General features: G+C 55.5%; 22 protein-coding genes. 15 read left to right on the top strand and 7 right to left on the bottom strand.

What is annotated here, in order from left to right; genetic code table 11:
- Positions 1-35: 35 nt before the first annotated feature.
- Together RHM65_RS23185 and vioA are read right to left on the bottom strand one after the other, a co-directional pair.
- Positions 36-761 (bottom strand): class I SAM-dependent methyltransferase, encoded by a 726-nt coding sequence (locus tag RHM65_RS23185; RefSeq protein WP_322184093.1) that lies wholly within the window; start codon positions 759-761, stop codon positions 36-38.
- 1 nt (position 762) lies between these two features.
- On the bottom strand, positions 763-1,881 hold the full coding sequence (vioA, locus tag RHM65_RS23180) for a dTDP-4-amino-4,6-dideoxy-D-glucose aminotransferase VioA (RefSeq protein ID WP_322168397.1): 1,119 nt from the start codon (positions 1,879-1,881) through the stop codon (positions 763-765).
- A gap of 369 nt (positions 1,882-2,250) precedes the next feature.
- On the opposite strand from vioA, the gene RHM65_RS23175 reads away from it, so the two are divergent.
- Together RHM65_RS23175 and RHM65_RS23170 are read left to right on the top strand one after the other, a co-directional pair.
- Complete coding sequence (locus tag RHM65_RS23175) at positions 2,251-3,492, top strand: glutamine synthetase family protein (protein ID WP_322170823.1); 1,242 nt, start codon at positions 2,251-2,253, stop codon at positions 3,490-3,492.
- 66 nt (positions 3,493-3,558) lie between these two features.
- A complete protein-coding gene (locus RHM65_RS23170; protein WP_416194761.1) occupies positions 3,559-4,872 on the top strand; it encodes an MFS transporter in 1,314 nt (437 codons plus the stop codon).
- A 222-nt stretch (positions 4,873-5,094) separates the two neighbouring features.
- Here the strand turns inward: RHM65_RS23170 and RHM65_RS23165 are convergent, their stop codons facing one another.
- From RHM65_RS23165 to flgA, 4 genes are all read right to left on the bottom strand, one after another.
- A complete protein-coding gene (locus tag RHM65_RS23165) occupies positions 5,095-5,841 on the bottom strand; it encodes a flagellar brake protein (protein ID WP_322168399.1) in 747 nt (248 codons plus the stop codon).
- Between the two features lie 80 nt (positions 5,842-5,921).
- Positions 5,922-6,389 carry a flagellar protein FlgN gene (locus tag RHM65_RS23160; RefSeq protein ID WP_322168401.1) on the bottom strand — a complete coding sequence of 156 codons (468 nt, stop codon included), beginning with the start codon at positions 6,387-6,389 and terminating at the stop codon, positions 5,922-5,924.
- A gap of 47 nt (positions 6,390-6,436) precedes the next feature.
- Positions 6,437-6,763, bottom strand: a complete 327-nt coding sequence (gene flgM, locus RHM65_RS23155) for a flagellar biosynthesis anti-sigma factor FlgM (RefSeq protein ID WP_322168403.1) — start codon at positions 6,761-6,763, stop codon at positions 6,437-6,439.
- 138 nt (positions 6,764-6,901) lie between these two features.
- Positions 6,902-7,663, bottom strand: coding sequence for a flagellar basal body P-ring formation chaperone FlgA (flgA, locus tag RHM65_RS23150; RefSeq protein ID WP_322168405.1), 762 nt, complete (start codon positions 7,661-7,663; stop codon positions 6,902-6,904).
- An 80-nt stretch (positions 7,664-7,743) separates the two neighbouring features.
- On the opposite strand from flgA, the gene RHM65_RS23145 reads away from it, so the two are divergent.
- From RHM65_RS23145 to RHM65_RS23115, 7 genes are all read left to right on the top strand, one after another.
- The gene (locus RHM65_RS23145) at positions 7,744-8,670 is read left to right on the top strand and encodes a chemotaxis protein CheV (RefSeq protein WP_322168407.1); all 927 of its coding nucleotides are present in this window, start codon (positions 7,744-7,746) and stop codon (positions 8,668-8,670) included.
- Between the two features lie 52 nt (positions 8,671-8,722).
- Positions 8,723-9,550 (top strand): protein-glutamate O-methyltransferase CheR, encoded by an 828-nt coding sequence (cheR, locus tag RHM65_RS23140; RefSeq protein WP_322168408.1) that lies wholly within the window; start codon positions 8,723-8,725, stop codon positions 9,548-9,550.
- A gap of 267 nt (positions 9,551-9,817) precedes the next feature.
- The gene (gene flgB / locus RHM65_RS23135; protein ID WP_322168409.1) at positions 9,818-10,225 is read left to right on the top strand and encodes a flagellar basal body rod protein FlgB; all 408 of its coding nucleotides are present in this window, start codon (positions 9,818-9,820) and stop codon (positions 10,223-10,225) included.
- A gap of 3 nt (positions 10,226-10,228) precedes the next feature.
- Positions 10,229-10,672 (top strand): flagellar basal body rod protein FlgC, encoded by a 444-nt coding sequence (flgC, locus tag RHM65_RS23130; RefSeq protein WP_322168411.1) that lies wholly within the window; start codon positions 10,229-10,231, stop codon positions 10,670-10,672.
- A 15-nt stretch (positions 10,673-10,687) separates the two neighbouring features.
- Positions 10,688-11,371, top strand: coding sequence for a flagellar hook assembly protein FlgD (locus tag RHM65_RS23125; protein ID WP_322168412.1), 684 nt, complete (start codon positions 10,688-10,690; stop codon positions 11,369-11,371).
- A gap of 28 nt (positions 11,372-11,399) precedes the next feature.
- Positions 11,400-12,713, top strand: coding sequence for a flagellar hook protein FlgE (flgE, locus tag RHM65_RS23120; protein WP_322168414.1), 1,314 nt, complete (start codon positions 11,400-11,402; stop codon positions 12,711-12,713).
- A 210-nt stretch (positions 12,714-12,923) separates the two neighbouring features.
- A complete protein-coding gene (locus tag RHM65_RS23115) occupies positions 12,924-14,735 on the top strand; it encodes a flagellar hook-basal body complex protein (protein WP_322184090.1) in 1,812 nt (603 codons plus the stop codon).
- Positions 14,736-14,868: 133 nt separating this feature from the next.
- Here RHM65_RS23115 and RHM65_RS23110 read toward each other — a convergent pair whose 3' ends face one another.
- Positions 14,869-15,861 (bottom strand): IS5 family transposase, encoded by a 993-nt coding sequence (locus RHM65_RS23110; protein ID WP_322165339.1) that lies wholly within the window; start codon positions 15,859-15,861, stop codon positions 14,869-14,871.
- Between the two features lie 605 nt (positions 15,862-16,466).
- Between RHM65_RS23110 and RHM65_RS23100 the strand changes: the two genes are divergently transcribed.
- The 6 genes from RHM65_RS23100 to flgK all read left to right on the top strand — a co-directional run bounded on the left by RHM65_RS23100 (position 16,467) and on the right by flgK (position 23,415).
- A complete protein-coding gene (locus RHM65_RS23100; RefSeq protein ID WP_322168419.1) occupies positions 16,467-17,204 on the top strand; it encodes a flagellar basal body rod protein FlgF in 738 nt (245 codons plus the stop codon).
- A 46-nt stretch (positions 17,205-17,250) separates the two neighbouring features.
- The gene (flgG, locus tag RHM65_RS23095) at positions 17,251-18,039 is read left to right on the top strand and encodes a flagellar basal-body rod protein FlgG (protein WP_322168421.1); all 789 of its coding nucleotides are present in this window, start codon (positions 17,251-17,253) and stop codon (positions 18,037-18,039) included.
- Positions 18,040-18,132: 93 nt separating this feature from the next.
- Positions 18,133-18,858: a flagellar basal body L-ring protein FlgH gene (gene flgH / locus RHM65_RS23090; protein WP_322184088.1), complete on the top strand. Its 726-nt coding sequence runs from the start codon at positions 18,133-18,135 to the stop codon at positions 18,856-18,858.
- 13 nt (positions 18,859-18,871) lie between these two features.
- Positions 18,872-19,981, top strand: coding sequence for a flagellar basal body P-ring protein FlgI (locus tag RHM65_RS23085; RefSeq protein WP_416194762.1), 1,110 nt, complete (start codon positions 18,872-18,874; stop codon positions 19,979-19,981).
- A 10-nt stretch (positions 19,982-19,991) separates the two neighbouring features.
- Positions 19,992-21,350 carry a flagellar assembly peptidoglycan hydrolase FlgJ gene (gene flgJ / locus RHM65_RS23080; RefSeq protein ID WP_322168425.1) on the top strand — a complete coding sequence of 453 codons (1,359 nt, stop codon included), beginning with the start codon at positions 19,992-19,994 and terminating at the stop codon, positions 21,348-21,350.
- Between the two features lie 10 nt (positions 21,351-21,360).
- The gene (gene flgK, locus RHM65_RS23075; protein ID WP_322168427.1) at positions 21,361-23,415 is read left to right on the top strand and encodes a flagellar hook-associated protein FlgK; all 2,055 of its coding nucleotides are present in this window, start codon (positions 21,361-21,363) and stop codon (positions 23,413-23,415) included.

Here is a 23,415-nt window from a genome sequence, read left to right as displayed (position 1 = left end):
GTCCATCGGCGTGAATCGGATCATCGGTCAGTCGGTCACATTTTTTGACCGACATGTAATACTGACTTTTCAGTAATGCCGTGCTCAGTGAACGTCCCACTGCCAAAGGCGCCACTTGCCAGAGAAATCACGTGGAAGCCGCCGGTCTTTAAACGATTCAAAAAATCGTTTTTAGCATAAAGACGTACATGGTCATCTTGGCAAAAACGCGTCCAGCGCTCATTGACGTCTGTTACCAGTGGGTCTTCATCTGTTTCGGTGGCCGTCAGCAGTATAGGTACCATGAGGATCGCTATTCCTCCAGGCGACAGCACTCGGTAGAGCTCTGCGATCGCGAGGGCATCATTAGGCACATGCTCCAAAACGTGCGAACACACGATGAAATCGAACGCGTTATCCGGGTAGATATACATATCCATGATGTCGACAGTATCATCCGCCAAGGGAGAGAACAGGTCGGCGGAGCGGTATTCAACATTGGGAAGCGCACGCAAGAATTTAGATAAAACCGGTGCGGGCGCAATGTCCAGAATTCGCATAGGGCTGTCATTGGAGCGGCCTAGTATTTGATTGACAAACAGGGCATAAAGACGGTCTCGGTCTGAGGCAGCGCAGTTAGGGCAACCGTATTGACCGAGGTTGAGCGTTTCAAAATCGTCCAAAGAATAGGCAGCATTTAAGCGATTGAATATCTCGAAATAGCTTGCAGGCAACGGCAAAAAATTTGGAAAGCGCGTTGAACAGACAGGGCATGTACGCATATTAAAGAGACTCGCTGGCGGCAGAGCTAATGAGATGAATGACCCGTTCAATCTCGTCATCCGTAAGGCTGTCAAAAATGGGCAGGCACAGTATTCGATGGGAAATATCGTCGGCGAAAGGCACGTTCGTTTTTCGCGCTGATTCCAGTCCCCGGTACATGGGGAATTCTGTAATCAGCGGATAAAAGTAGCGGCGAACCAAAATATTCTGTTCGCGGAAGCGCTCGTACAAAGCGTCTCTTGAGAGGCTGAAGCCAGGGCCCACGAGTATTGGGAAATAAGAATAGTTGTGGCCGTCTTGCACCGTCCAGGCCAGTTCGATGCCTGGGATCGCGGCAATGGCCTCACGATAAATGGTATCAACCCGCTTTCTTCGCTGTAGCGCAGCGTCGATATATTTGAGTTGCAGCAACCCAAACGCAGCGTTTATTTCACTCATCTTGCCGTTGATGCCGGGCGCGACTACAGTCACTTCGTCTGCGAAGCCGAAGTTTTTTAAATAATCGATGCGCTGTTTGGTCTTGGCATCGGGGCAAATGATTGCCCCGCCTTCAAAGGTGTTGAACACTTTTGTGGCATGAAAGCTAAGTATCGACATGTCGCCATGGCACAGCAGGCTCTGGTCGTTATGGCGGACCCCGAAAGCGTGTGCGGCATCGTAAATAACTTTGAGCCCGTAGCGATCAGCGATTTCCTGAATTCGCTCGACATTGCAGGGAATGCCGTAGCAATGGACCGGCATGATAGCGGTGGTCGCTGGCGTGATAGCTTCTTCAAGACGGTCCGGGTCAAGGTTGTAGGTGTGCGGATCAATGTCCACAAACACCGGTTTGACGCCGTTCCAAAGTAGAGAATGCGCGGTGGCTACAAATGAATAGGGTGTAGTGATGACTTCCCCGCTGATCCTTAACGCCTGCAGCGCGGTGACCAGTGCCAGGGTGCCGTTGGCAAATAATGAAAGGTATTTCACCCCTAAATAGTCCGCCAACTCCTTTTCGAGCTGTTGGTGAAAAGGGCCGCCATTCGTCAAACGCTTGGTCTTCCAGATTTCCTCGAGATAGGGGATGAACTCCTCTAAGGGTGGCAGCAGCGGACTTGCGACAGGGATCAGCGTTTTCATTAGTTGCCATACTCTTGCTAATTCGAGGAGTGTCACTCAGCCGAGCAGTTTGCTGATGCGCCGCTTGCGGATTTAAAATCACCCAACTGCCATAAAAATGGCAACTAATCGTAGGACGCTCTGGAACTAGCAATTTATCGGCCAATCCGTGGGTTTTGCGCTACTAAAAAACGCACTGAAAAGCCGTGCTTGAAATCTCGAACAGGTGATGCGTATTTTGTACGGGTTGCCGTTGAACGGCTTTTGTCGCTATCAAGGATTTGAATCATGACGGTTAATGACCACAGTTCATTCGCGCAGCGATTGGCAGGCATTGATGAGATTGAATGTGTAACGCCTGATCTGAACGGGGTGCCTCGGGGGAAGGTCATGACCGCCGAAGGGTTTCTTGAGGGTCGGCGGCTGCAATTGGCCCGTGGGGTTTTGCTGCAATGCATCATGGGCGGTTATCCGCCGGCACGCTTTTACGGCAGTGATGACGGTGATTTGGCACTGGTGGCAGATCCGACACAGGTTCATCGTCTACCCTGGAGCGTGCAGCCCAGAGCTATTGCGATCTGTGACGCCGATGACTTGGAGGGCGCAGGGTCCAGTCTGTCGACCCGCGTTCAACTAAAAGCGGTAATTGCACGTTATGCCGCTCTTGGGCTGGCACCGGTGGTGGCGACTGAGCTGGAGTTTTTTGTCTTTGCGCCCAATTCCGACCCCGCCCAGCCGTTCCAGCCACCAACAGGCCTGGATGGTCGTCGGGAAGACGGGCATTCGGCGTTCAGCATCAGTTCCAATAATGGCTTGCGACCGTTCTTTACCGAGGTCTATGCCTGCATGGCAGCGCTGGGTTTGCCGCGTGACACCTTCATGCATGAAATGGGCGTCAGTCAGTTTGAGATTAACCTGTTGCACGGCGATCCTTTGTTGCTGGCCGACCAGACGTTTCTGTTTAAGCACTTGCTCAAGGAAGTCGCGCTCAAGCATGGCCTGATTGTGGTTTGCATGGCCAAGCCGTTGGCGCATACGCCCGGCAGCTCGATGCACATCCATCAAAGCGTGGTAGACCTGCACTCTGGCAACAACGTGTTCAGTGACAAGCAGGGTAACGAGACGGCGGCATTCCAACATTTCATCGGTGGCCAGCAAGCGGCCATGGCGGATTTCACCGCGCTATTTGCACCCAACGTGAATTCTTATCAGCGCTTGTGCCATCCCTACGCGTCGCCGAACAATGCGTGTTGGTCCTACGACAACCGCGCAGCGGGTTTGCGAATTCCGGCGAGTGCGCCCGTTGCCAGAAGGGTAGAGAATCGTCTCCCTGGCGCTGACGCTAATCCTTATCTGGCCATTGCCGCGAGCCTTGCGGCGGGTCTGTATGGCATTGAACATGAGCTGCAACCCACGGCGGCCATGCAGGGCGAAATTGAAGTGCCGGATAACTTGTCGTTGCCATGTACCTTACATGCCGCCTTAGAGCGTCTGAAACGCAGCCAACTGGCGAAAGAGCTGTTTGGCGGTGAATTCATTGACGGTTACGTCGCCTCGAAGAGCATGGAGCTGACCAGCTTCTTTGATGAAATCACGCCCTGGGAGCGGCGCGTATTGGCCGCTCAGGCTTAGAAACTGTTGTTTGGGGGTTGCCCGTCCGGGTAACTCCTCACTTTTTATAGGAACGTCTGGACCGCAATGCGCCAAATCTGGAAATCTTTTCGAGCGCTTTATTTCGCCTCGCTGATGATGCTCATCGGCTCTGGTTTGTTAAGTACCTACCTCGCCTTGCGCCTGGGGGCAGAAAATGTCGACGGTCTGTGGGTGGGTGGGCTGATGGCCGCCAACTATTTCGGGCTGGTGCTGGGCGGAAAAATCGGCCACCGGCTCATCGGGCGTGTCGGACACATTCGCGCCTACGCAACGTGCGCCGGTATCGTCAGCGCTGCCGTGTTGGGACATGGGCTGATTGACTGGTTACCGGCTTGGCTGTTCCTACGGATGATTGTCGGCCTGGGGATGATGTGCCAGTACATGGTGATCGAAAGCTGGCTTAACGAGCAGGCTCAAGCCAAGCTGCGCGGCGCCGTGTTCAGCGGCTACATGATCGCGTCGTACCTGGGGCTGGTGCTGGGTCAATTGATTCTGGTCATCCATCCTTCGTTGGGGCCTGAACTGCTGATGTTGGTGGCGCTGTGCTTCGCCCTGTGTCTTGTGCCTGTGGCAATGACCCGCAGCATTCACCCGGCGCCCATGCACCCTGCGCCGCTGGAACCTCGATTTTTTCTCAAGCGCGTGCCGCAATCCCTGAGTACGGTATTGGCTGCCGGGTTGATCATTGGCGCTTTCTACGGCTTGGCCCCGTTGTACGCCTCCCAGCAAGGACTTCCCACCGAGACGGTGGGTTTGTTCATGGGTAGCTGCATTTTGGCCGGGCTGGTGGTGCAATGGCCACTGGGTCGCCTGTCGGATCGTTACGATCGGGCGGTATTGATTCGTGCGTTTGCTGCTGCGCTGGCGTTGATCGCGTTTCCGTTGGCGGTCATGCCTCAAGTGCCGGTGGAGGTTTTATTCGTCGTCGGCTTCTTTGCATCGCTGATGCAATTTTGTCTTTATCCGTTGGCCGTGGCCTTTTCTAACGACCACGTGGAAGGGGAGCGCCGGGTGTCGTTGACCGCGATGTTACTGATGACCTACGGCATTGGCGCCAGCATCGGTCCGTTGGCAGCGGGTGTGCTGATGAAGATGTTTGGCAGCAACATGCTGTACGCCTTCGTCTGTTTTGCCGCCTTGGCCCTGGCGCTAAGAATTCGACCCGACTCCGTGACCAACTTGCACCAGGTCGAAGATGCGCCGCTGCACCACGTCGCCATGCCAGACAGCATGTCCAGCTCACCGCTGGTGGTAGCTCTGGATCCACGGGTGGATGAACAAGTCGTTCAAGAGCAGATGCAAGCGCCGGTCGAGGGCGAGCCACAACCGGCAGAGAATGCTGAGAAAGAGTCTGTTTAAGAAAAGGAGCCGTCAACTGTGGGAGCCGGCTTGCCTGCGAAGAGGCCTGAATGGCGGCGCTTCTCTCGACCTAAAACCTGTGTCGTCTGCGTTAGCGATTTCGTTGGCAAGCCACAGGGACTCTACAATTTAATTATGACCGCTTCGGTAGCGGCCAGCTTGTTGGCGAAGCGTTTGCGGAGGAAATTGCGCCGGGCCCTTAGCCAACAGACACAGGTCTGATCAGAAGTCGTCGTCTTTATCGAATCGCCGCGCTTCGCGCTGCAATTGATACACAAAGCGCTCAACCTGCCGTTGCACCAGCCCGCTCATGTTGTGAAAACGGATACCGCCAAAGGTCACGTCGATGCGCTCTTCGTAGTGCAGGTAACGCAGCTCCACAGGCGCGGTCATTTTGCCAAAGGGCAGGGCGGCGATAAAGCGCTCATAAACCTGACCCAACTGTAGCCGGTCAGAAATATCACCTTCAAAACGCAGCTTGCAGCCGGTGGCGGAAATATCCAGCAACTTGCCATTAATAGGTGACAAGAGTTTGTCGCCGCCAATCTCCACATTTACCAACTGGGCCAGTTTCAGCGCTGCACGGAAGGCATTGCGGCGTTGGTGATAAACCACTTCTTTGGGCAGGACGCCTCTGTAGCAGCGGTGCTCGCCATCGTCGATAGTCAGGGCATCCACGCTTTCCCAAGCGATTCGCACGCCGTCGTGGAAGCCTTCGACGCGATAGGCTTCGCCATTGGTCAAGAAACGCTCACCGTCGCGCGGGATCATTTCATCAAGCGCAAGGCTGTTGCTGTCGCGGTCGACTTCAATCAGAAAACTCTGAAAGCGCTGGGTGCGTTCATGAAACGTAATGATCAACGGGTCGTGACTGTCCAGAAGCAACCGCAAATTAGCGGAAATCTCCAGCGACGTAGTGAGGACCTTTGGCGGTTGCGGAGCATCTTCCGCGTTTACGGCATTGAACACTGTTCATCATCCCAAGCAGAATACTATAGCTCTCAATCGCCAGCATTTTGCCAGCATGTGTAACGCCTTGATACAGGAATTTAAGCCTGGCTAAGAGGGCGCGGCTTGGTGAACCGGGAGGTAGATCCGCGATTGTCGTAGAGCGTTGGCGCATCGCCCCCGGTCAGAATCTTCATCTGGTTGGCGGTGGTCGCCTGTTGTAACTGAATCGATACGCCGTTGTGCTGGTTGGTAGTGCGGCACTCGGACATGAGGCCGGCCAACATATCGCCCTGCGTGAGGAGCGCTTCGCCTACAGACGAATGGCCTGCCAATTCAACAAGGCCGTCCCGGTCCGGGCTCAGCTTGAGGTCGATAAGAATTTGACTGCGCTTGCGGCCACGCTGCTCAAGCATGATCACCAGCGCCTGCTTTTGCGCGAGGATTTCCTCCAGCAAAAACAGGTCGCGGCCATGCAAAGCCAGGGATTCGGCCTGCAGTAGCTCCAGCAGATGTTGTGCTGGCGCCATGTCATCGTTGATCAGTTGCAGCAGAGTAGTGTCGTGCATGGCTGGCTCTGGGTTTTAAGCGTCCAAAAGCCCGCGCAAGCCTAAGGCTAGCGCTGGGCTTCGAAATTAAGCAGTTTGCTGGCGACGCGGCCGCTGTCGACTGTGTAGCTGCCGTCGGCAACGGCCTGCTTCAACTCGGCCACGCGGGCGCTGTTGACGACGGGCTGGCTGCGCACTTTATCGCCGATGGTTTGCAGTCGCTGAGCCTCATCACTGAGGTGCACCGCTTCTCCGCTGGACTGGCTGACGGTACTTGCTTTTGGGGTCGCGCTGGAGGAGTCCGCAACGGTGGTGCTGGTCTCCTTGGTGGTACCGGAGCGCGAGCTGCCCGTAGCAGGTGCAGTGCTGTTTAAACGACTAAAGTCGATGACCATTTTTAAAAACCTCTAAGTGTTTGGACGCTTGCCTTGTTTTCGGCCAAACACGAAATAACTTTAGCGCTTAATTGAAGTGAGGGTAACGCCGTCGCAGGCTGAATCAGTCTAGGAAACTCTGCACCATCACGCCAGCAATCACAAGGCGACTTCAACTTGTCCCGGTGCGGTTACCCGCGCTTTGATCACGCGTTGCGAATTCAAGTTCCGCACCCTGATTTGCTCGCTCATTCCACCGTCGGATAGCGCTTCGCCCGGCATACGCACCTGGAGTGTGCCGCTTTTAGCGGTGATGATCACCTGATCGCCCTTGCGAATAACCTCGGCTTGCTCCAACTGCAGCGGCGTAAGCACCTGATCGTTGATCATTTGTCGGGTCACTTTCTGCCCGATGGCATCATCAATCGAGGTCATAAAGCCCTGAGGCATTTGACTGATGTCACGTTCAGCCATGTAAACGTCATCTTCGCCAATGATCGAGGCGCGTTTGAGGGGGCGCTTCACAATCACCACCTGGCGAAATAAATGAACCTGTGCGGGCACGTAAACCGTCCACGGCAAGGTTCCTTCGCAACGAACTTTTACGGTGACACGGCCGATGGGTTGGGCAGGACTTTCGAGGCTGGCTGTCAATTCCTTGTCGCACTGGGTCAGCGTCATCCGTGGATCCAGTGTATTGACCTGTATCTGATAGCGGCCCTCTAAATGTGTCGTGGCCTGATAGTCCTCGACAGAGAATTCAAGAAACCCTTGGGTCGCGCCGATAAGTTGATCAGGCACGCTTAAAAGCACGGCCTGCGCCGGTTGGCAGACACTGAAAAAACACAGCGCGGCAACCGCGCAGTGTAAGCTGCCGGGAAATGATGCCATGCGTCGGGAAAATGTCGTTTTCGAATTCATAACAGTTAAAAAGCAAGCCCCGTGCCGCTTCCTCATGTGAGTGCGCTTCGGTTCGAAGCTTTTGGTCTAGGAGTCACGGCATGGCTGGTGTAATGGATTCGGTGAACCAGCGCACTCAACTGGTAGGGCAGAACCGCCTTGAGCTTTTGCTGTTCCGTCTCAACGGACAGCAGCTCTACGGGATCAACGTGTTCAAGGTCAAAGAGGTGCTGCAATGCCCTAAATTGACCGTGATGCCCAGGTCCAACCCAGTGGTGCGCGGCGTTGCAAATATTCGTGGGGCGACCATTCCGATCATTGATCTGGCGATGGCCACCGGCGCGCAGGCGTTGAAAGACGTCAGTAACACCTTCGTGATCATCACGGAATACAACACCAAGATTCAGGGTTTTCTGGTGCATTCGGTAGAACGCATCGTGAATATGAACTGGGAGGAGATCCATCCGCCACCCAAGGGGACCGGGCGCGATCACTACCTGACGGCAGTGACTCGAGTCGACAATCAGTTGGTTGAAATCATCGATGTGGAGAAAATCCTCGCCGAAGTAGCGCCCACCTCCGAGCATATTTCTGTCGGCGTGATAGACGTTGAGACTCAGGCGAAAGCAGTCACGCTGCGCGTCTTGACGGTGGATGACTCCTCGGTCGCGCGCAAGCAGGTCTCGCGTTGTCTGCAAACGGTCGGCGTCGAGGTGGTGGCCTTGAACGATGGCCGGCAGGCGTTGGATTACTTGCGCAAGATGGTTGAGGAAGGCAAGAAGCCCGAAGAAGAATTTTTGATGATGATCTCGGACATCGAAATGCCTGAAATGGACGGATACACCCTGACCGCAGAAATCCGCGCCGATCCGCGCATGCAAAAGCTGCATATCATCCTGCATACTTCCTTGTCGGGTGTCTTCAACCAGGCGATGGTCAAGAAAGTCGGCGCCGATGATTTTCTCGCAAAGTTCCGACCTGATGATCTCGCATCCCGGGTAGTTGCCCGGATCAACGCAGCGAAATAATCACCGCAGGCAGTGCCCTGCGGTGGTACATACGAGTTAAGAGGCGGTTTCTTTGTCTACGGGTAATTTGGATTTCGAACAGTTCCGGGTCTTCCTGGAAAAAGCCTGTGGCATCTTGCTGGGTGAAAATAAGCAGTACCTGGTTTCCAGCCGTCTCAACAAGCTGATGGAGCAGCAGGGCATCAAATCCTTGGGTGAGTTGATTCAGCGGATCCAGGCCCAGCCACGCAGTGGTTTGCGTGAGCAGGTAGTCGACGCGATGACGACCAACGAAACCTTATGGTTTCGTGACACCTATCCGTTCGAAGTGCTGAAAAACAGGGTGCTTCCGGAAGCGATCAAAGCCAGCCCCAATCAGCGTCTGCGAATCTGGTCGGCGGCATGCTCCTCTGGGCAGGAACCGTATTCGCTGTCGATGTCGATCGACGAGTTTGAGCGGACCAACATCGGTCATCTCAAAGGCGGCGTGCAAATCGTTGCCACGGATTTATCCGGGGCGATGCTGACCAACTGCAAATCGGGTGAGTACGACAGTTTGGCGATTGGGCGGGGGCTTTCTCCCGAGCGGCTACAGCGATTCTTCGACGTCAAGACACCGGGACGCTGGGCGGTCAAAGCACCCATCAAGAACCGTGTGGAATTTCGCTCGTTTAACCTGCTCGACAGCTACGCCAGCCTGGGTAAGTTCGATGTCGTGTTTTGTCGCAACGTATTGATCTACTTTTCGGCTGAAGTTAAAAAAGACATCCTGCTGCGCATTCACAGCACACTCAAGCGGGGTGGTTATCTGTTCCTTGGCGCCTCCGAAGCACTCAATGGTTTGCCTGACCATTACCAGATGGTGCAATGCAGTCCGGGGATTATTTACCAGACCAAGTAAGTGTCATCGCCACTTAAAAATGCCCCTGTCGCAAGATCGGGGCATTTTTGTGTGCGCAGATCGCGCGTTGCAAGGTTAAGCCAACGGCAACCGATGCCGGTGCCCATTGCCGCTTTACTGGCGGTCAGCGGAAATCCATTGCCGCTATTTTGGCTTGCCGCTTGGTCAACCTGCTTGAAGCCCTTGAATTACGGCTCTAAAGAAGCTGGCACGCTGATTGCTTTGTCTCAGATACGAAAACAGGTCAGCCGCTAAAGGTTTCCCGAGATGAGCATCAGCTTCGATAAAGCGTTAGGCATTCATGAGCAGGCGCTTGCCTTCCGCGCTCAGCGTGCAGAAGTGTTGGCCAATAACATTGCCAACGCCGACACGCCGAATTACAAGGCGCGAGACCTGGACTTCGCCGCCGTGCTCGCGGCCCAGGCCGACAAGAGTAAGAACGGCACGTTCGCGATGAACACTACCAATGCCGGCCACATCGAAGCTAACACCCTGGGCAACATGGACGGGACGTTGCTTTATCGCACCCCGAGTCAGCCATCCCTGGATCAGAACACCGTTGATGGTCAGGTTGAACAGGCCAACTACGCGCAGAACTCGGTGGGCTTCCAAGCCAGCTTTACCTTTCTCAATAACAAATTCAAAGGGCTTATGTCAGCCCTGCGAGGAGAGTAATTCATGTCCCTTGCCAGCGTTTTTAGCATTGCCGGTACCGGCATGAGCGCGCAGACCACGCGATTGAATACCGTGGCCAGCAACATTGCCAACGCCGAAACAGTTTCGTCGAGCGCAGGTGGGACCTATCGCGCCCGTCACCCGGTGTTTGCCACCGTCATGCAAGGTCAAACCGATGGCGACAGCGGTTCGCTGTTCGGTAGCGAGAGCGAAGCGGGCGAGGGTGTTCAGGTTGCCGGTATTGTCCAGGACCAGAGCAACCTCGACGCGCGCTATGAGCCGAACCATCCGGCTGCCGACAAAAACGGTTACGTCTACTACCCCAACGTCAACGTTGTGCAAGAAATGGCCGACATGATTTCTGCCAGTCGCTCGTTTCAAACCAACGCGGACATGATGAATACCGCCAAAACCATGATGCAGAAGGTTCTGACCCTGGGTCAGTAATAAGGGGCGCAGCTAATGACAACGACTACCGCGGTCGGCCAATCGGTCCTAGACCAGCTTTCAAAAACATCAGGGACTTCGGTCACTACCAATCCTTCCTCAGCGCTGGGCAAAGATGCCTTCTTGCAACTGCTCGTAACTCAGTTGAAAAACCAAGACCCGCTCACCCCGCAGGACAACACTGCGTTTGTGTCCCAACTGGCCCAGTTTAGCAATCTGGAGGCGACACAGAATCTCAACACTTCGGTCGGCTCGATTGCTACCACTTACCAATCGTCCCAAGCGCTGCAAGCGTCTTCACTGGTCGGGCGTTCGGTCGTCGTCGCGACCGGCACGGCAGTGGTCGATACCACTAAAGGGATGACCGGCTCGGTCGCGGTGCCCGCTTCTAGTTCTACAGTCGTCAAGATCAACGACGCCTCAGGCAATTTGGTCGACACCATCGACTTGGGTATTCAACCGGCAGGCACGACCAGTTTTACTTGGGACGGCAAGGCAAGTGACGGCACCGTTGCACCGGCGGGTACATACAGCGTTGTGGCCACGGGTACTGCTGGTGGTACGGCCACTGCATTGACGACTTACCTGCCCGCCACTGTGAACAGCGTGACGATGGGTTTGGCTGGCGCGGAAATGACTTTAAATTTGGCGGGTGGCAGCAGTGTTGGCCTGTCCAAAGTTCAAACAATCGGTATATAGAGCCGACTAGACGGCGTAGGAGCGAAACATGTCATTCAACATCGGTCTCAGTGGGCTCTATGCAGCAAACAAAAGTCTCGACGTCACCGGCAACAACATTGCCAACGTCGCGACCACCGGTTTCAAATCGTCCCGGACCGAATTTCAGGACCAGTACTCGGCGGCAGTCAGCGGTGCCTCTGGCGCCACTAACTCAGGCAGTGGCGTACGGGTTGCTGCTGTGTCTCAGCAGTTTACTCAAGGCAACTTGACCACCGGCACCGGGCGCAGCCTTGACTTGGCGATTCAAGGTAACGGCTTTTTCATGGTCAGCGACAACGGCGAGAAGCTCTACACTCGCGACGGCGCATTCTATCCAGACAAAGACGGCAACATTGTCAACAGCAGCGGCCAGAAGCTGCAGGGCTACAGCGTTGATGCGAGCGGCAAAGTGGTAACGGGTGTGTCGACCAATTTGGTCATCGACTCGTCGAACCTGACACCTAAGCCAACGAGTCTGGTCACGATTGCATCAAACTTGGACTCTACGGCGACTGTTCCTAAAGTGACTAGTTTCACTCCAGGCAACACTGCCAGCTATAACTTTAGCGTCAGTACACCTATCTTCGACAGCCAGGGAAATCAACACTCTCTGGACCAGTACATGGTTAAAACGGGCACTAACGATTGGACCATGTACACCTTGGTCGATGGTCGTAATGCTAAAGACCCGACATCGACAACGCCAGATTCTTTAGCGTTGACCTTTAACACCGACGGCTCGTTGAAATCGTCGGCATCGCCCACTGCCAACCTGGCGGTTAACACCGACGGTACCTATACCCTCAGTGGCTGGGTTCCGGCTACACAGTCCGGCACCCCGCTTGCTTGGGGGGCTAACGGAGCGAGCGGCAACACGGCCGGCATCCAGATCAATATGTTGACCACTACGCAGACTAACGCGGCCAGCGGTGTGGCCACCAAAAGCCAGGACGGTTATGCCACCGGCCAATTGGCTGGCTTGTCGGTAGACTCAACCGGTGTGTTGTTCGCCACCTACACCAACTCTCAATCCAAAGTCATTGGCCAGGTGTCGATCACTAACTTCGCCAACTCTCAAGGGCTGATCTCGGTAGGCGGCAGCAGCTGGAAAGAGTCGTTTGCATCGGGTGTGCCGGTTACCGGTGCGCCTCAAACCGGCACCTTGGGCTCCATCGTCGGGTCTGCACTGGAAGACTCCAACGTCGACTTGACCTCTGAGTTAGTGGCCTTGATTCGCGAGCAAAGTAACTACCAGGCGAACGCTAAAACTATATCAACTCAAAGCGCTATTATGCAGACCACTATTCAAATGGTCGGGTAAGACTGGTTAAGTTCACCTCTAAAAAGCCTCTTTTCGAAGGGGTTTTTTTATGTTTTTTTTTAGAGGTTCTAAGTAAATAAATCAGCCATTTCCTACTATATACATAGAAATTTCCTACTTTAGTTAATGCGAGAATAAAAACCGCAGATAGACACTGCGAAAAAAAACGCATTTAACGATAGTGCCATCGATGATGGTACGGGAGTCTCTATGTCATTCAATGTTGCGCTGAATGGGTTACACGCTGCCCATAAAAGACTGGAAGTGGCCAGCAATAATATTGCTAACGTCGGAACCCATGGGTTCAAATCATCGCGGGCAGAGTTCACGGCGCTGTATTCCGGCGCCATGCTGGGGCGCGTTGGCAATGCGGTAGGCGATGGCGTGCGGCTGGCGAACGTTGCACAGAATTTCAGCCAGGGGGAGATCGGCTCAAGTTCTGAGAGGGTGCTGGACTTGCGCATACAGGGAAAAGGATTTTTTGTGGTCAGTGATAGTGGCGCATTAAGTTACACCCGCGCTGGAGCGTTTATAAAGGACGCGAACGACTATATTGTGGATACTCAAGGCAGTCGTCTGCAGGGCTACGGTGTTAATGATAAAGGTGCCGTGGTTAATGGTATTCGTGCCGACTTGAAAATCAACACCGGTAACATGGCCGCTAAAACCACCAGCGTAATTGGCCAGACAATCAACCTGGACTCTTCGCTGCCCTCGCTGGCTGCACTGCCGAACTTCAACCGGGATGACCCTGCTACTTATTCCAGTGTGCTGACTAAAACTATTCAGGACGGCGGGGCGGCGGCAGTAGCGGAGGTCAAAGGAAAAGATGTTCAAGGTAACGAGGCGGTACGTGTTTCGGCCACGCCTGCGATTGCTCCAGCGGACCACGAACTTAAACAATACTTTGTGAAAACGGATGCTAACCGTTGGACGATGTACACGTTGATCAATGGCCGTCACCCAATTGATCCAGGCACTACCTCGCCGCTGGTGGCAACGATCACTAAACAGCCAGATGGCAGCATTTCATTGGTAAGCGAGGGCGACCTGATCAAGAAGACCTCTAACACGGAGTTTCCGTTGGCGGGTTGGACGCCTTCTCGTGAGGTTGATGGCATATGGTCCGCAAGCCCCGCCGTTAACAACGGTCCAATTGTGCTGTCGCTCAGCGAGGGAGGCGTCAACGGGCTTGATGAGGTAGGTGCGGTAATGAGCCGGAGCGTGCCGAGGTTCAATGCGGCCGATATCACCACGTTCAACAAGCTGTTTTCCACGGCGATCTTTGACAGTTTGGGCAATCAGCACGAGCTGACTCAACATTTTGTCAAAGACGGTACTAACAGTTGGAAGATGCATGTGCTGGTCAGCGGGCGCAATCCGACAACACCGGATCTAGAAGCGCCGCTTACCGCTAGCCTGATCTTCAATGCCGACGGCAGCGTTCGATCAATGACGGGAGGCGAAGGCTTGAGCGTGGAAAATAACGTTGTCACGTTAAAAAGCTGGGTCCCGGCCAGGGTGCTCGATGCAGGCAAAAGCAGTGAGAAGTGGACTACAAACGGCGCTCAGGGCAGCGTGGCCGGTATCGCCATCGATATGAAAAATCTCTCCCAACATAACGCAACCACCGGCCGCACCACCGCCCAGCAAGACGGCTATGCGGCAGGGCAGCTTGAGGTGGTCAGCATCGGCGTTAATGGTGTGATCCAAGCGGGTTTCAGCAATGGCCAAAACAAGAGTATTGGCCAACTGATGCTTGCCACGTTTGCCAATGAGCAGGGACTACTGCCAGACAGCACAACCCGCTGGAGAGAAACCAGCGCTTCTGGCATGGCCAAATTGGACGCACCCGGATCGGGTGGAATAGGCGGCATTGTTTCTGGGTCATTAGAGGGCTCCAACGTCAAGCTGACCGATGAGCTGGTGGAGTTGATTCAGGCGCAAACGGCCTATCAAGCCAACTCTAAAGCATTGTCCACTGAGGCAACGTTGATGCAGACCTTAATACAAGCCATCTAAGGAAGGTCTGAAATAAGACCTTCTTTTTCTGGCAAATCGGGCGTCAAGCGCTCCGAAAGAAAGTACTTCACTGAAATTTCGAAAATATCGGCTTTTATTGATGAATAAGCCGGTTTTAAGCACTTATTAACCCTTAATTTCCATACTGCGGACGCACCTGTCCTATAGGCTCCATCAAATGTCGGCGCGCCATCCACAGATTCGACAGTGCAAACAGTGTCACCAACTGCGCCGTGTTCTTTACCAACCCGCGAAACCGCACCTTGGTGTAACCAAACTGGCGCTTGATCACCCGAAACGGGTGCTCAACCTTGGCCCGAGTTTGCGATTTGGCGTATTCAATCTTGCGCAACGCACGGCCAATGACGCTTTTTTCTCCATGTTTGCGGCGGCTGCTGGGCCTGGCGGAGATCGACCAGATCATCTCGCGCCCCTCATGTTCAAGCCGCTTTTCTACGCCGGTGTAGCCCGCGTCGCCACAGAGATGGGTCTCTTCGCCGTGCAGCAACTGATCGACTTGAGTGACGTCCGCGACATTGGCTGCCGTGCCCACCACGCTGTGCGTCAGACCCGTATCAGCGTCTACTCCGATGTGCGCTTTCATCCCGAAAAAATATTGATTACCTTTCTTGGTCTGATGCATTTCGGGGTCGCGTTTACCCTCTTTATTCTTGGTCGACGTCGGCGCATGAATGATCGTGGCATCAACAATTGTGCCCTGACGAAGCATCAAACCTCGGTCTCCCAGGTAGCCATTAATGACCTCCAGGATTCCCCCGGCAAGATGGTTTTTCTCCAGCAGGCGACGGAAGTTGAGAATCGTGGTTTCGTCGGGAATGCGTTCCAGATTCAACCCCGCGAACTGGCGCAGAATCGTGGTCTCATAAAGAGACTCTTCCATTGCTGGATCGCTATAGCCGAACCAGTTCTGCATCAGGTGCACACGCAACATGGCCATCAAGGGATACGCCGGGCGGCCCCCTTCGCCTTTTGGATAATGCGGCTCGATCAAAGCGATCAACCCCTTCCAGGGGACGACCTTGTCCATCTCGCTCAGGAAAATCTCACGGCGGGTTCGCTTACGTTTACCGGCGTACTCGGCATCGGCGAAAGAAATTTGCTTCATGGGGGGCAACCGCTCGGCTCATGTGATGGGGGACATTTCACCAGATTTGAAAACCTTTTTCAGAGTTTCCCTAAGCAGCGCAGGCGAGCAAGAGCCTCGACCTGTCGGGGCTTTTGTTGAGCGTGCCGTTCGGTTCAGAGCTTGCAGTCAGATTTTTTAAAAGGGCCGGCCAACCGAACCCAACCGGATCCTGGGCTGTTTTGCGCGCAGACAACCCGGGTTGAGCCTTGCCATGTATACCAAGGCGCAGGCCCAGCCATTGCCGCGCCGCAGGCGACTAGCAGACAAAGGGTTAGTGCGTGAATGAATGGCATAAAAGCCTCATGGGTCTGTAGGTTCACTTGTCTGCCGCGCAGTTTCTGCTTGTCGCGCGACCGTGCGCTTGCGTCGAGCGAGGTTTTTTTGGCGCGGTCCTTTTCATAGGATGAGCAAATGCGGCAATCCACCGCCGCGTTCGTTCGTTCACCGAGATCTGACGATTAGCCTTAGCCCATTAACATTGGCGAATCAACGCTTTGTATCAGTCCTGACAAGTTGGTTCGAATATTGCTTCTGCGTGATTAGAACATCTACATACGGCAAGCGTCTGTCAGAGGAGGAAAACTGTGGATAAGTTGCTTTACGTCGCCATGAGCGGAGCGTCTGAGAACGCGATAGCCCAGAAGGCTCACGCCAACAACCTGGCGAACATCACCACCACTGGCTTTCAGCGTGACCTCGAACAGGCGCGTTCGATGCCGGTGTACGGGGACGTCATGCCTTCGCGGGCGTACGCCTTGAGCGAACGTCCGGGAACTGATCTTTCTGAAGGCGCGATGATGGAAACCGGCCGTGATCTCGATGTTGCCGTCAAAGGCGGCGGCTGGATCGCGGTGCAAACTCCCGACGGTGGCGAAGCCTATACCAGTACCGCGAGCATGAACGTCGATGCCCTGGGTGTGTTGCGCAATGGCAATGGTTTGCCGGTCATGGGCAATGGTGGGCCCATTGCCGTACCGCCCGAGCAGCAAATCGAAATCGGTGCCGACGGCACTATTAGTATTCGCTCATTGGGCGAAAGCCCGAAAGTGATGGCACAGATTGATCGCATCAAGCTGGTCAAGCCGGACTTGAGCAACATGGAAAAAGGCCCTGATGGCCTGCTTCATACCAAGGACGGCAAGCCTGCCGCCGTAAACGGTGACGTTCAGGTCGAGTCCGGGTTCTTGCACGCGAGCAACGTTAACGCGGTGGAAGAAATGACCCAGGTGCTGGCCCTTTCGCGCCAATTCGAATTGCACATCAAGATGATGAAAACCGCCGAAACCAACGATGAGTCGGTGGCGCGAGTCTTGCAGAGCTAACCATTGATAGCTTGCGCCGAATACCAGGCGCTCGAGGAGAGAAATAATGCTTCCGGCACTTTACGTCAGCAAAACCGGTCTCGCCGCTCAGGACATTAACCTGACGACCATTTCCAACAACTTGGCAAACGTCTCGACCACTGGTTTCAAACGTGATCGTGCTGAATTCCAAGACTTGCTCTATCAGATCAAGCGTCAGCCTGGTGCCCAGTCGACGCAGGACAGCGAACTGCCGTCCGGCCTGCAATTGGGTACGGGTGTGCGCATCGTCGGTACGCAAAAGAACTTCAGCGCCGGCAGCTTGCAAACCACCGATCAGCCCCTCGACCTTGCGGTTAACGGTCGCGGTTTTTTCCAGATTCGCCAGCCTGACGGCACGGTCGCCTACACCCGCGACGGTACGTTCCACCTGGACACCAATGGCCAAATCGTGACAGCGAGTGGTTTCGCTCTGGAACCCGCTATCGTCGTGCCACAGCAAGCCCAGACATTCACTGTCGGCCAGGACGGCACGGTGTCAATCACCTTGGCGAGCTCCAGTGCCACGCCGCAGATCATCGGCAACATACAGACCGCTGACTTCATCAACCCGGCCGGTCTGCAATCGAAAGGCAGCAACCTGTTTCTGGAAACCGCTTCCAGCGGTGCGCCACAAGTCGGCACACCTGGCTTGAATGGCTTCGGTACCACTCAGCAGAACACATTGGAAGCGTCAAACGTGAGCACCGTTGAGGAGATGGTCAACATGATCACTACCCAGCGCGCTTATGAGATGAACTCCAAAGTGGTTTCTACCGCCGACCAGATGCTGCAATACGTCACGCAAAATCTGTAAAACCCTGATGGGCCACTTCGGCCTGTCACGTTACCTGATCAACTGGATGGGGTACCTGATAAGTACCTGCTGCACCGCGAGGTTTTAAGTGTCATGAAACGGCTTCCTGTTCTGCGGCTTGTCCGACTGACTGCTCTGTTGGTAGCCCCGTTTTGCGCAATCGCATTACTGGCCGGCTGTGTTGCGCCTGTGGCCAAGCCCAATGACCCTTTCTACGCGCCGGTGTTGCCACGAACGCCACTGCCCTCCGCTGCCAATAACGGTTCGATCTACCAAGCCGGTTTTGAGCAGAACCTCTACGACGACCGTAAGGCTTATCGGGTGGGGGATATCATCACCATCACGCTTTCCGAGAAGATGGCGGCCAGTAAAGCGGCCAGTGACGGCATCACCAAAAACAGCAGCAACAGCATCGGCCTGACCTCGTTGTTCGGTGGTGGCCTCAACACCAGTAACCCGCTGGGCGGCGGCGACCTGAGTTTGAACGTGGGCTATAACGGCGCCCGCACCACCAAAGGCGATGCCAAGGCGGCGCAAAGCAACAGCCTGACCGGCTCGGTGACAGTGACGGTGGCAGAAGTGTTGCCCAACGGTATTCTCGCGGTCCGGGGTGAAAAGTGGATGACTCTTAACACCGGTGACGAACTGGTGCGAATTGCCGGCCTGATTCGCGCCGATGACATCGCCACCGACAACACCGTGTCGTCGACGCGGGTAGCGGATGCACGTATCACGTATGCGGGGACCGGTTCGTTTGCCGATTCCAACCAACCGGGGTGGTTCGATCGTTTCTTCCTCAGCCCGTTGTTCCCTTTCTGATAGCGGGTGAGACATGACCACGTTCAAACAACTGATGGTGGCGATACTGCTCTCGTCTACTGCCCTCGGCGCACACGCCGAGCGGTTGAAAGACATCGCCAGTATTTCCGGGGTGCGGACTAACCAATTGATCGGTTACGGCTTGGTGGTTGGCCTCAACGGCACCGGCGACCAAACCACCCAGACGCCCTTTACCCTGCAGACTTTCAACAACATGCTGGCTCAGTTCGGGATCAAGGTTCCTGCGGGTTCCGGCACCGTGCAATTGAAAAACGTTGCAGCGGTGGCCATTTACGCGGACCTGCCAGCGTTCGCCAAACCGGGTCAGATGGTCGATATTACGGTGTCGTCCATCGGTAACTCGAAAAGCCTGCGCGGCGGCAGCCTGTTGATGACACCCATGAAGGGTGTTGACGGCAACGTCTACGCCATCGCCCAGGGCAACCTGGTGGTGGGTGGTTTCGATGCTGAAGGTCGTGACGGCTCAAAGATCACCGTTAACGTTCCCTCAGCCGGTCGGATTCCTGGCGGCGCCTCGGTCGAACGCGCTGTACCGAGTGGGTTCAATCAAGGCAACAGCCTGACGTTCAACCTCAACCGTTCTGACTTCACCACCGCCAAGCGGGTGGTCGACAAGATCAACGACATGCTCGGCCCTGGCGTTGCACAAGCCCTCGACGGCGGCTCGATACGGGTGACCGCGCCGATGGACCCAAGCCAGCGGGTTGAGTACTTGTCCGTGCTGGAAAACCTGGAAGTCGATCCAGGCCAGGCCTCAGCCAAAGTCATTATCAACTCGCGTACCGGCACCATCGTGATCGGCCAGAACGTTCGGGTTTCTCCGGCGGCCGTTACCCACGGCAGCTTGACTGTCACCATCACTGAAGACCCAATCGTCAGTCAGCCAGGCGCGCTGTCCGGCGGCCAGACGGCGGTGGTTCCACGCTCTCGACTCAACGCGGCACAAGAACTGCACCCGATGTTTAAGTTCGGTCCAGGTACCACGCTGGATGAAATCGTACGCGCGGTTAACCAGGTCGGTGCTGCTCCAGGCGACTTGATGGCGATTCTGGAAGCCTTGAAACAAGCCGGCGCGCTGCAAGCCGACCTGATTGTGATTTAAGGAGCCGCCCATGGACATTCCCTCCAGTGCCGCGCCAACCGCCGGCGATTCGGGTGCTTACTCTGACCTCAATCGCCTGAACTCCCTGAAAACCGGCGATCGCGACAGCACCGGCAACCTGAAAAAGGTGGCCCAGGAATTTGAGTCGCTGTTCGTCAGCCAGATGCTCAAGTCTATGCGCTCGGCTAACGAAGTGCTGGCCAAAGACAATCCGATGAACACCTCGGAAATGCGCCAGTACCAGGAAATGTACGACCAGCAACTGTCCGTCACCATGTCCCGGCAGGGCGGCGGTATCGGTCTGCAAGACGTGTTGATGCGGCAACTGTCGAAAATCAAGGCTTCCGAGACAGCTCCGGCGACCACCGCCGGCAACTTGACAACGTTGGGTGGCAAATTTACCGACCTGAAACGCTCGAACGTGCCGCGTCCAGACACCAGCCTTTTGGCCGATCAGGCCAGTCCGGATACGGATGCTGATGCCGTCAAAAGCACCGGTCTGGCGCTGCAAATTGCTCAGCGCCCGCTGTGGGCGACGCGCTCAGTGGCAGCGGATCATCGATTGGCGGCGGCGACTGCTTCCGCCGATGTGGGCTTGCATAACGACGTTGCGAAGCTCAATGCCCGTCGATTGGCGCTGCCCAGCAGCCTTGCCGATCGCTTGCTGGCCGGAATCGTCCCGACGACCACGCCAACCCTTGGCCAAGCGAGCGCGAGCGCCGGTACGGCAACCGCAGCGGCGCGCAATGGCGCGACCTACGCCGGGAATGGCGACTGGACTCAAAACCCGTCGCTGACAGCATCCGGGGGCGCGATGCAGATTTTGGGTCGGGCCATGGCCCAGATACCCTTGGCGCCGAGCAAGAAAACTTTCGCCAGCCAAGACGCGTTCGTCGCGACCATGTTGCCCCTGGCCAAGGACGCGGCCGCACGTATTGGTGTCGATCCGACGGTGCTGGTTGCACAGGCCGCGTTGGAAACGGGCTGGGGTAAATCCATCATGCGTCAACAGGACGGCAGCAACAGCCACAACCTATTCGGTATCAAGGCTCAGGGTGGCTGGCAAGGTCCAGAGGCGCGAGCAATCACCAGCGAGTTTCGCGACGGGCAGATGGTCAAGGAGACAGCGGACTTCCGCTCGTATGATTCCTACGCCGACAGCTTCCATGATCTGGTGACGGTGCTGCAGAACAATAGTCGCTATCAAGGTGTGCTGAAATCTGCCGATAACCCGGAACAGTTTGTGAAAGAGCTGCAGAAGGCTGGCTATGCCACTGACCCAGACTACGCCAGCAAGATTTCGCAAATTGCCAAGCAGATGAAGAGTTACCAAACCTACGCCGCAGCGGGCTCTTCCACGACTTTATAAGGCTTGAACCATGTCTCTGATTTCAATTGGGCTTTCGGGGCTGACTGCAAACTCTGCAGCGCTCAACACCATCAGTAACAACATCTCCAACGTCGATACCGCCGGGTATTCGCGTCAGCAGGTGGTTACCAGTGCTTCGGCGCCGCAGAACGTCGGTTACGGCTATATCGGTACCGGCACTACGCTGATGGACGTCCGTCGAATCTATAACAGCTACCTCGACAGCCAATTGCAAACCAGTACTTCGTTGAGCTCTGACACCACGGCGTTTCTTGGGCAAGTCAGCTCGACCGATACCTTGCTCTCCGATTCCAGTACCGGCGTCGCCAGCGTATTGACGACCTTCTTCACTCAGTTGCAAGCCGTCTCGACGAACCCCACCGATGCCGGTGCCCGCTCGCAGTTGCTCACCACCGCAGGTTCTCTGAGCAGCCGCTTTAACTCGATTTCAGCACAGCTAAGCAGCCAGAGCACCGACATCAATAGTCAATTGACTACCCTGGCATCGCAGGTCAATACGCTGTCGGCGTCGATTGCAAATTTGAACAAACAGATTACCCAAGCGTCAGCCACTGGCTCGACGCCCAATTCTATGCTCGACTCGCGCAACGAAGCGGTGCGCCAGCTCAACATGCTGGTGGGCGCAAAAGTCATCGACAACAATGGCAGCTACGACATCACCATTGGTACCGGCCAGACCTTGGTCAGTGGCACCAGCGTCAATACTTTGTCCGCAGGCCCGAGCAGCAGTGACCCGAGCCAATACAACCTATCGGTAAGCTACGGACAAAGTAGTACAGACGTGACCTCGGTAGTGACCGGCGGCAGCATTGGCGGCCTGTTGCGTTACCGCAGCGATGTGCTGGCGCCAGCGACCAACGAGCTGGGGCGCGTTGCGTTGACCGTATCGGATCAAATCAACAGCCAGTTGAATCAAGGCGTCGACCTAAACGGCGCATTTGGCTCCAATCTGTTCAGCAGCATCAACACGGCCACTCAGGTCAGCCAGCGCAGTATTGCTTCTATGGGCAACAGTGCCGGGTCGGGCAACCTGGATGTCACCATCGCCGACACCAGTAAGATTACCGCCAGTGATTATCAAGTCACCTTTACCAGCGCCACCGCTTACGACGTCAAGCGTCTGCCGGACGGCACGGACATGGGCGCGTACGACCTTGCGACCACACCGACACCCGTTATCGATGGTTTTTCCATCGCGAAAAATGGTGGGGCGTTCAGTGCCGGCGATAGCTTCAAAGTCACGCCAACCCGTAACGCTGCGGGTAACATAACCACGACCATGACCGACCCCAACGCCCTGGCGGCTGCAGCGCCCATATCCGCCTCGGCGGGCGCCAGCAACAAGGGCAGCACGACGATTTCGCAACAACCGACCATCACCACCCCGATCGATATTTACGACGCTTCTAGCAGCGCGGATCTGCGCACGGGCATTACCAATTCGACACCCATCAAGTTGGTTTTCGGTGCCGCGACTAGTGGTTCCCAGAGCTACACGATGTTCAACGCCCAAGGCACGTCGATTGGCAGCGGCACTATCGTCCCAGGCCAATCCAACACCTTGAACCTGAAGGTGCCGATGGTCGATGCCAGCGGCAATGCGATCAACACGACCGGTGCGTCGCCGGTACAGAAGACCTTCACCGTTCAGATGACTATTTCCGGAACACCTACCGCTAACGACAGCTACAGCCTGTCAATGACGGCAGCGGGGTCTTCCGATAACCGCAACGCTTCAGCGACCTCGGCCTTGCAGTCGGCACCAACGATAGGTGTCTCGGGCACCAGCACCGGTATCAGTCTTTCTGACGCCTACGGCAAGCTGGTAGGCACCGTGGGCGCGCAAGCGGCCCAGGCCAAAAGCGACAACGCCGCGACCACGGCCATCGTGACCCAAGCCAAGGCCGCTCGGGATTCGGTGTCGGGTGTCAACCTCGACGAAGAAACCGCCAACCTGGTCAAGTATCAGCAGTACTACACCGCCTCGTCGCAGATCATCAAGACTGCACAAGACATGTTTACCACTTTGATCAACGCTCTCTAA

It is taken from the genome of Pseudomonas sp. CCI4.2 (genome assembly GCF_034350045.1).
In the GTDB taxonomy this organism is placed as follows: Bacteria; Pseudomonadota; Gammaproteobacteria; order Pseudomonadales; family Pseudomonadaceae; genus Aquipseudomonas.
Note: the sequence above shows the minus strand (reverse complement) of the source record. Positions and strands in the feature narration are given on the sequence as shown.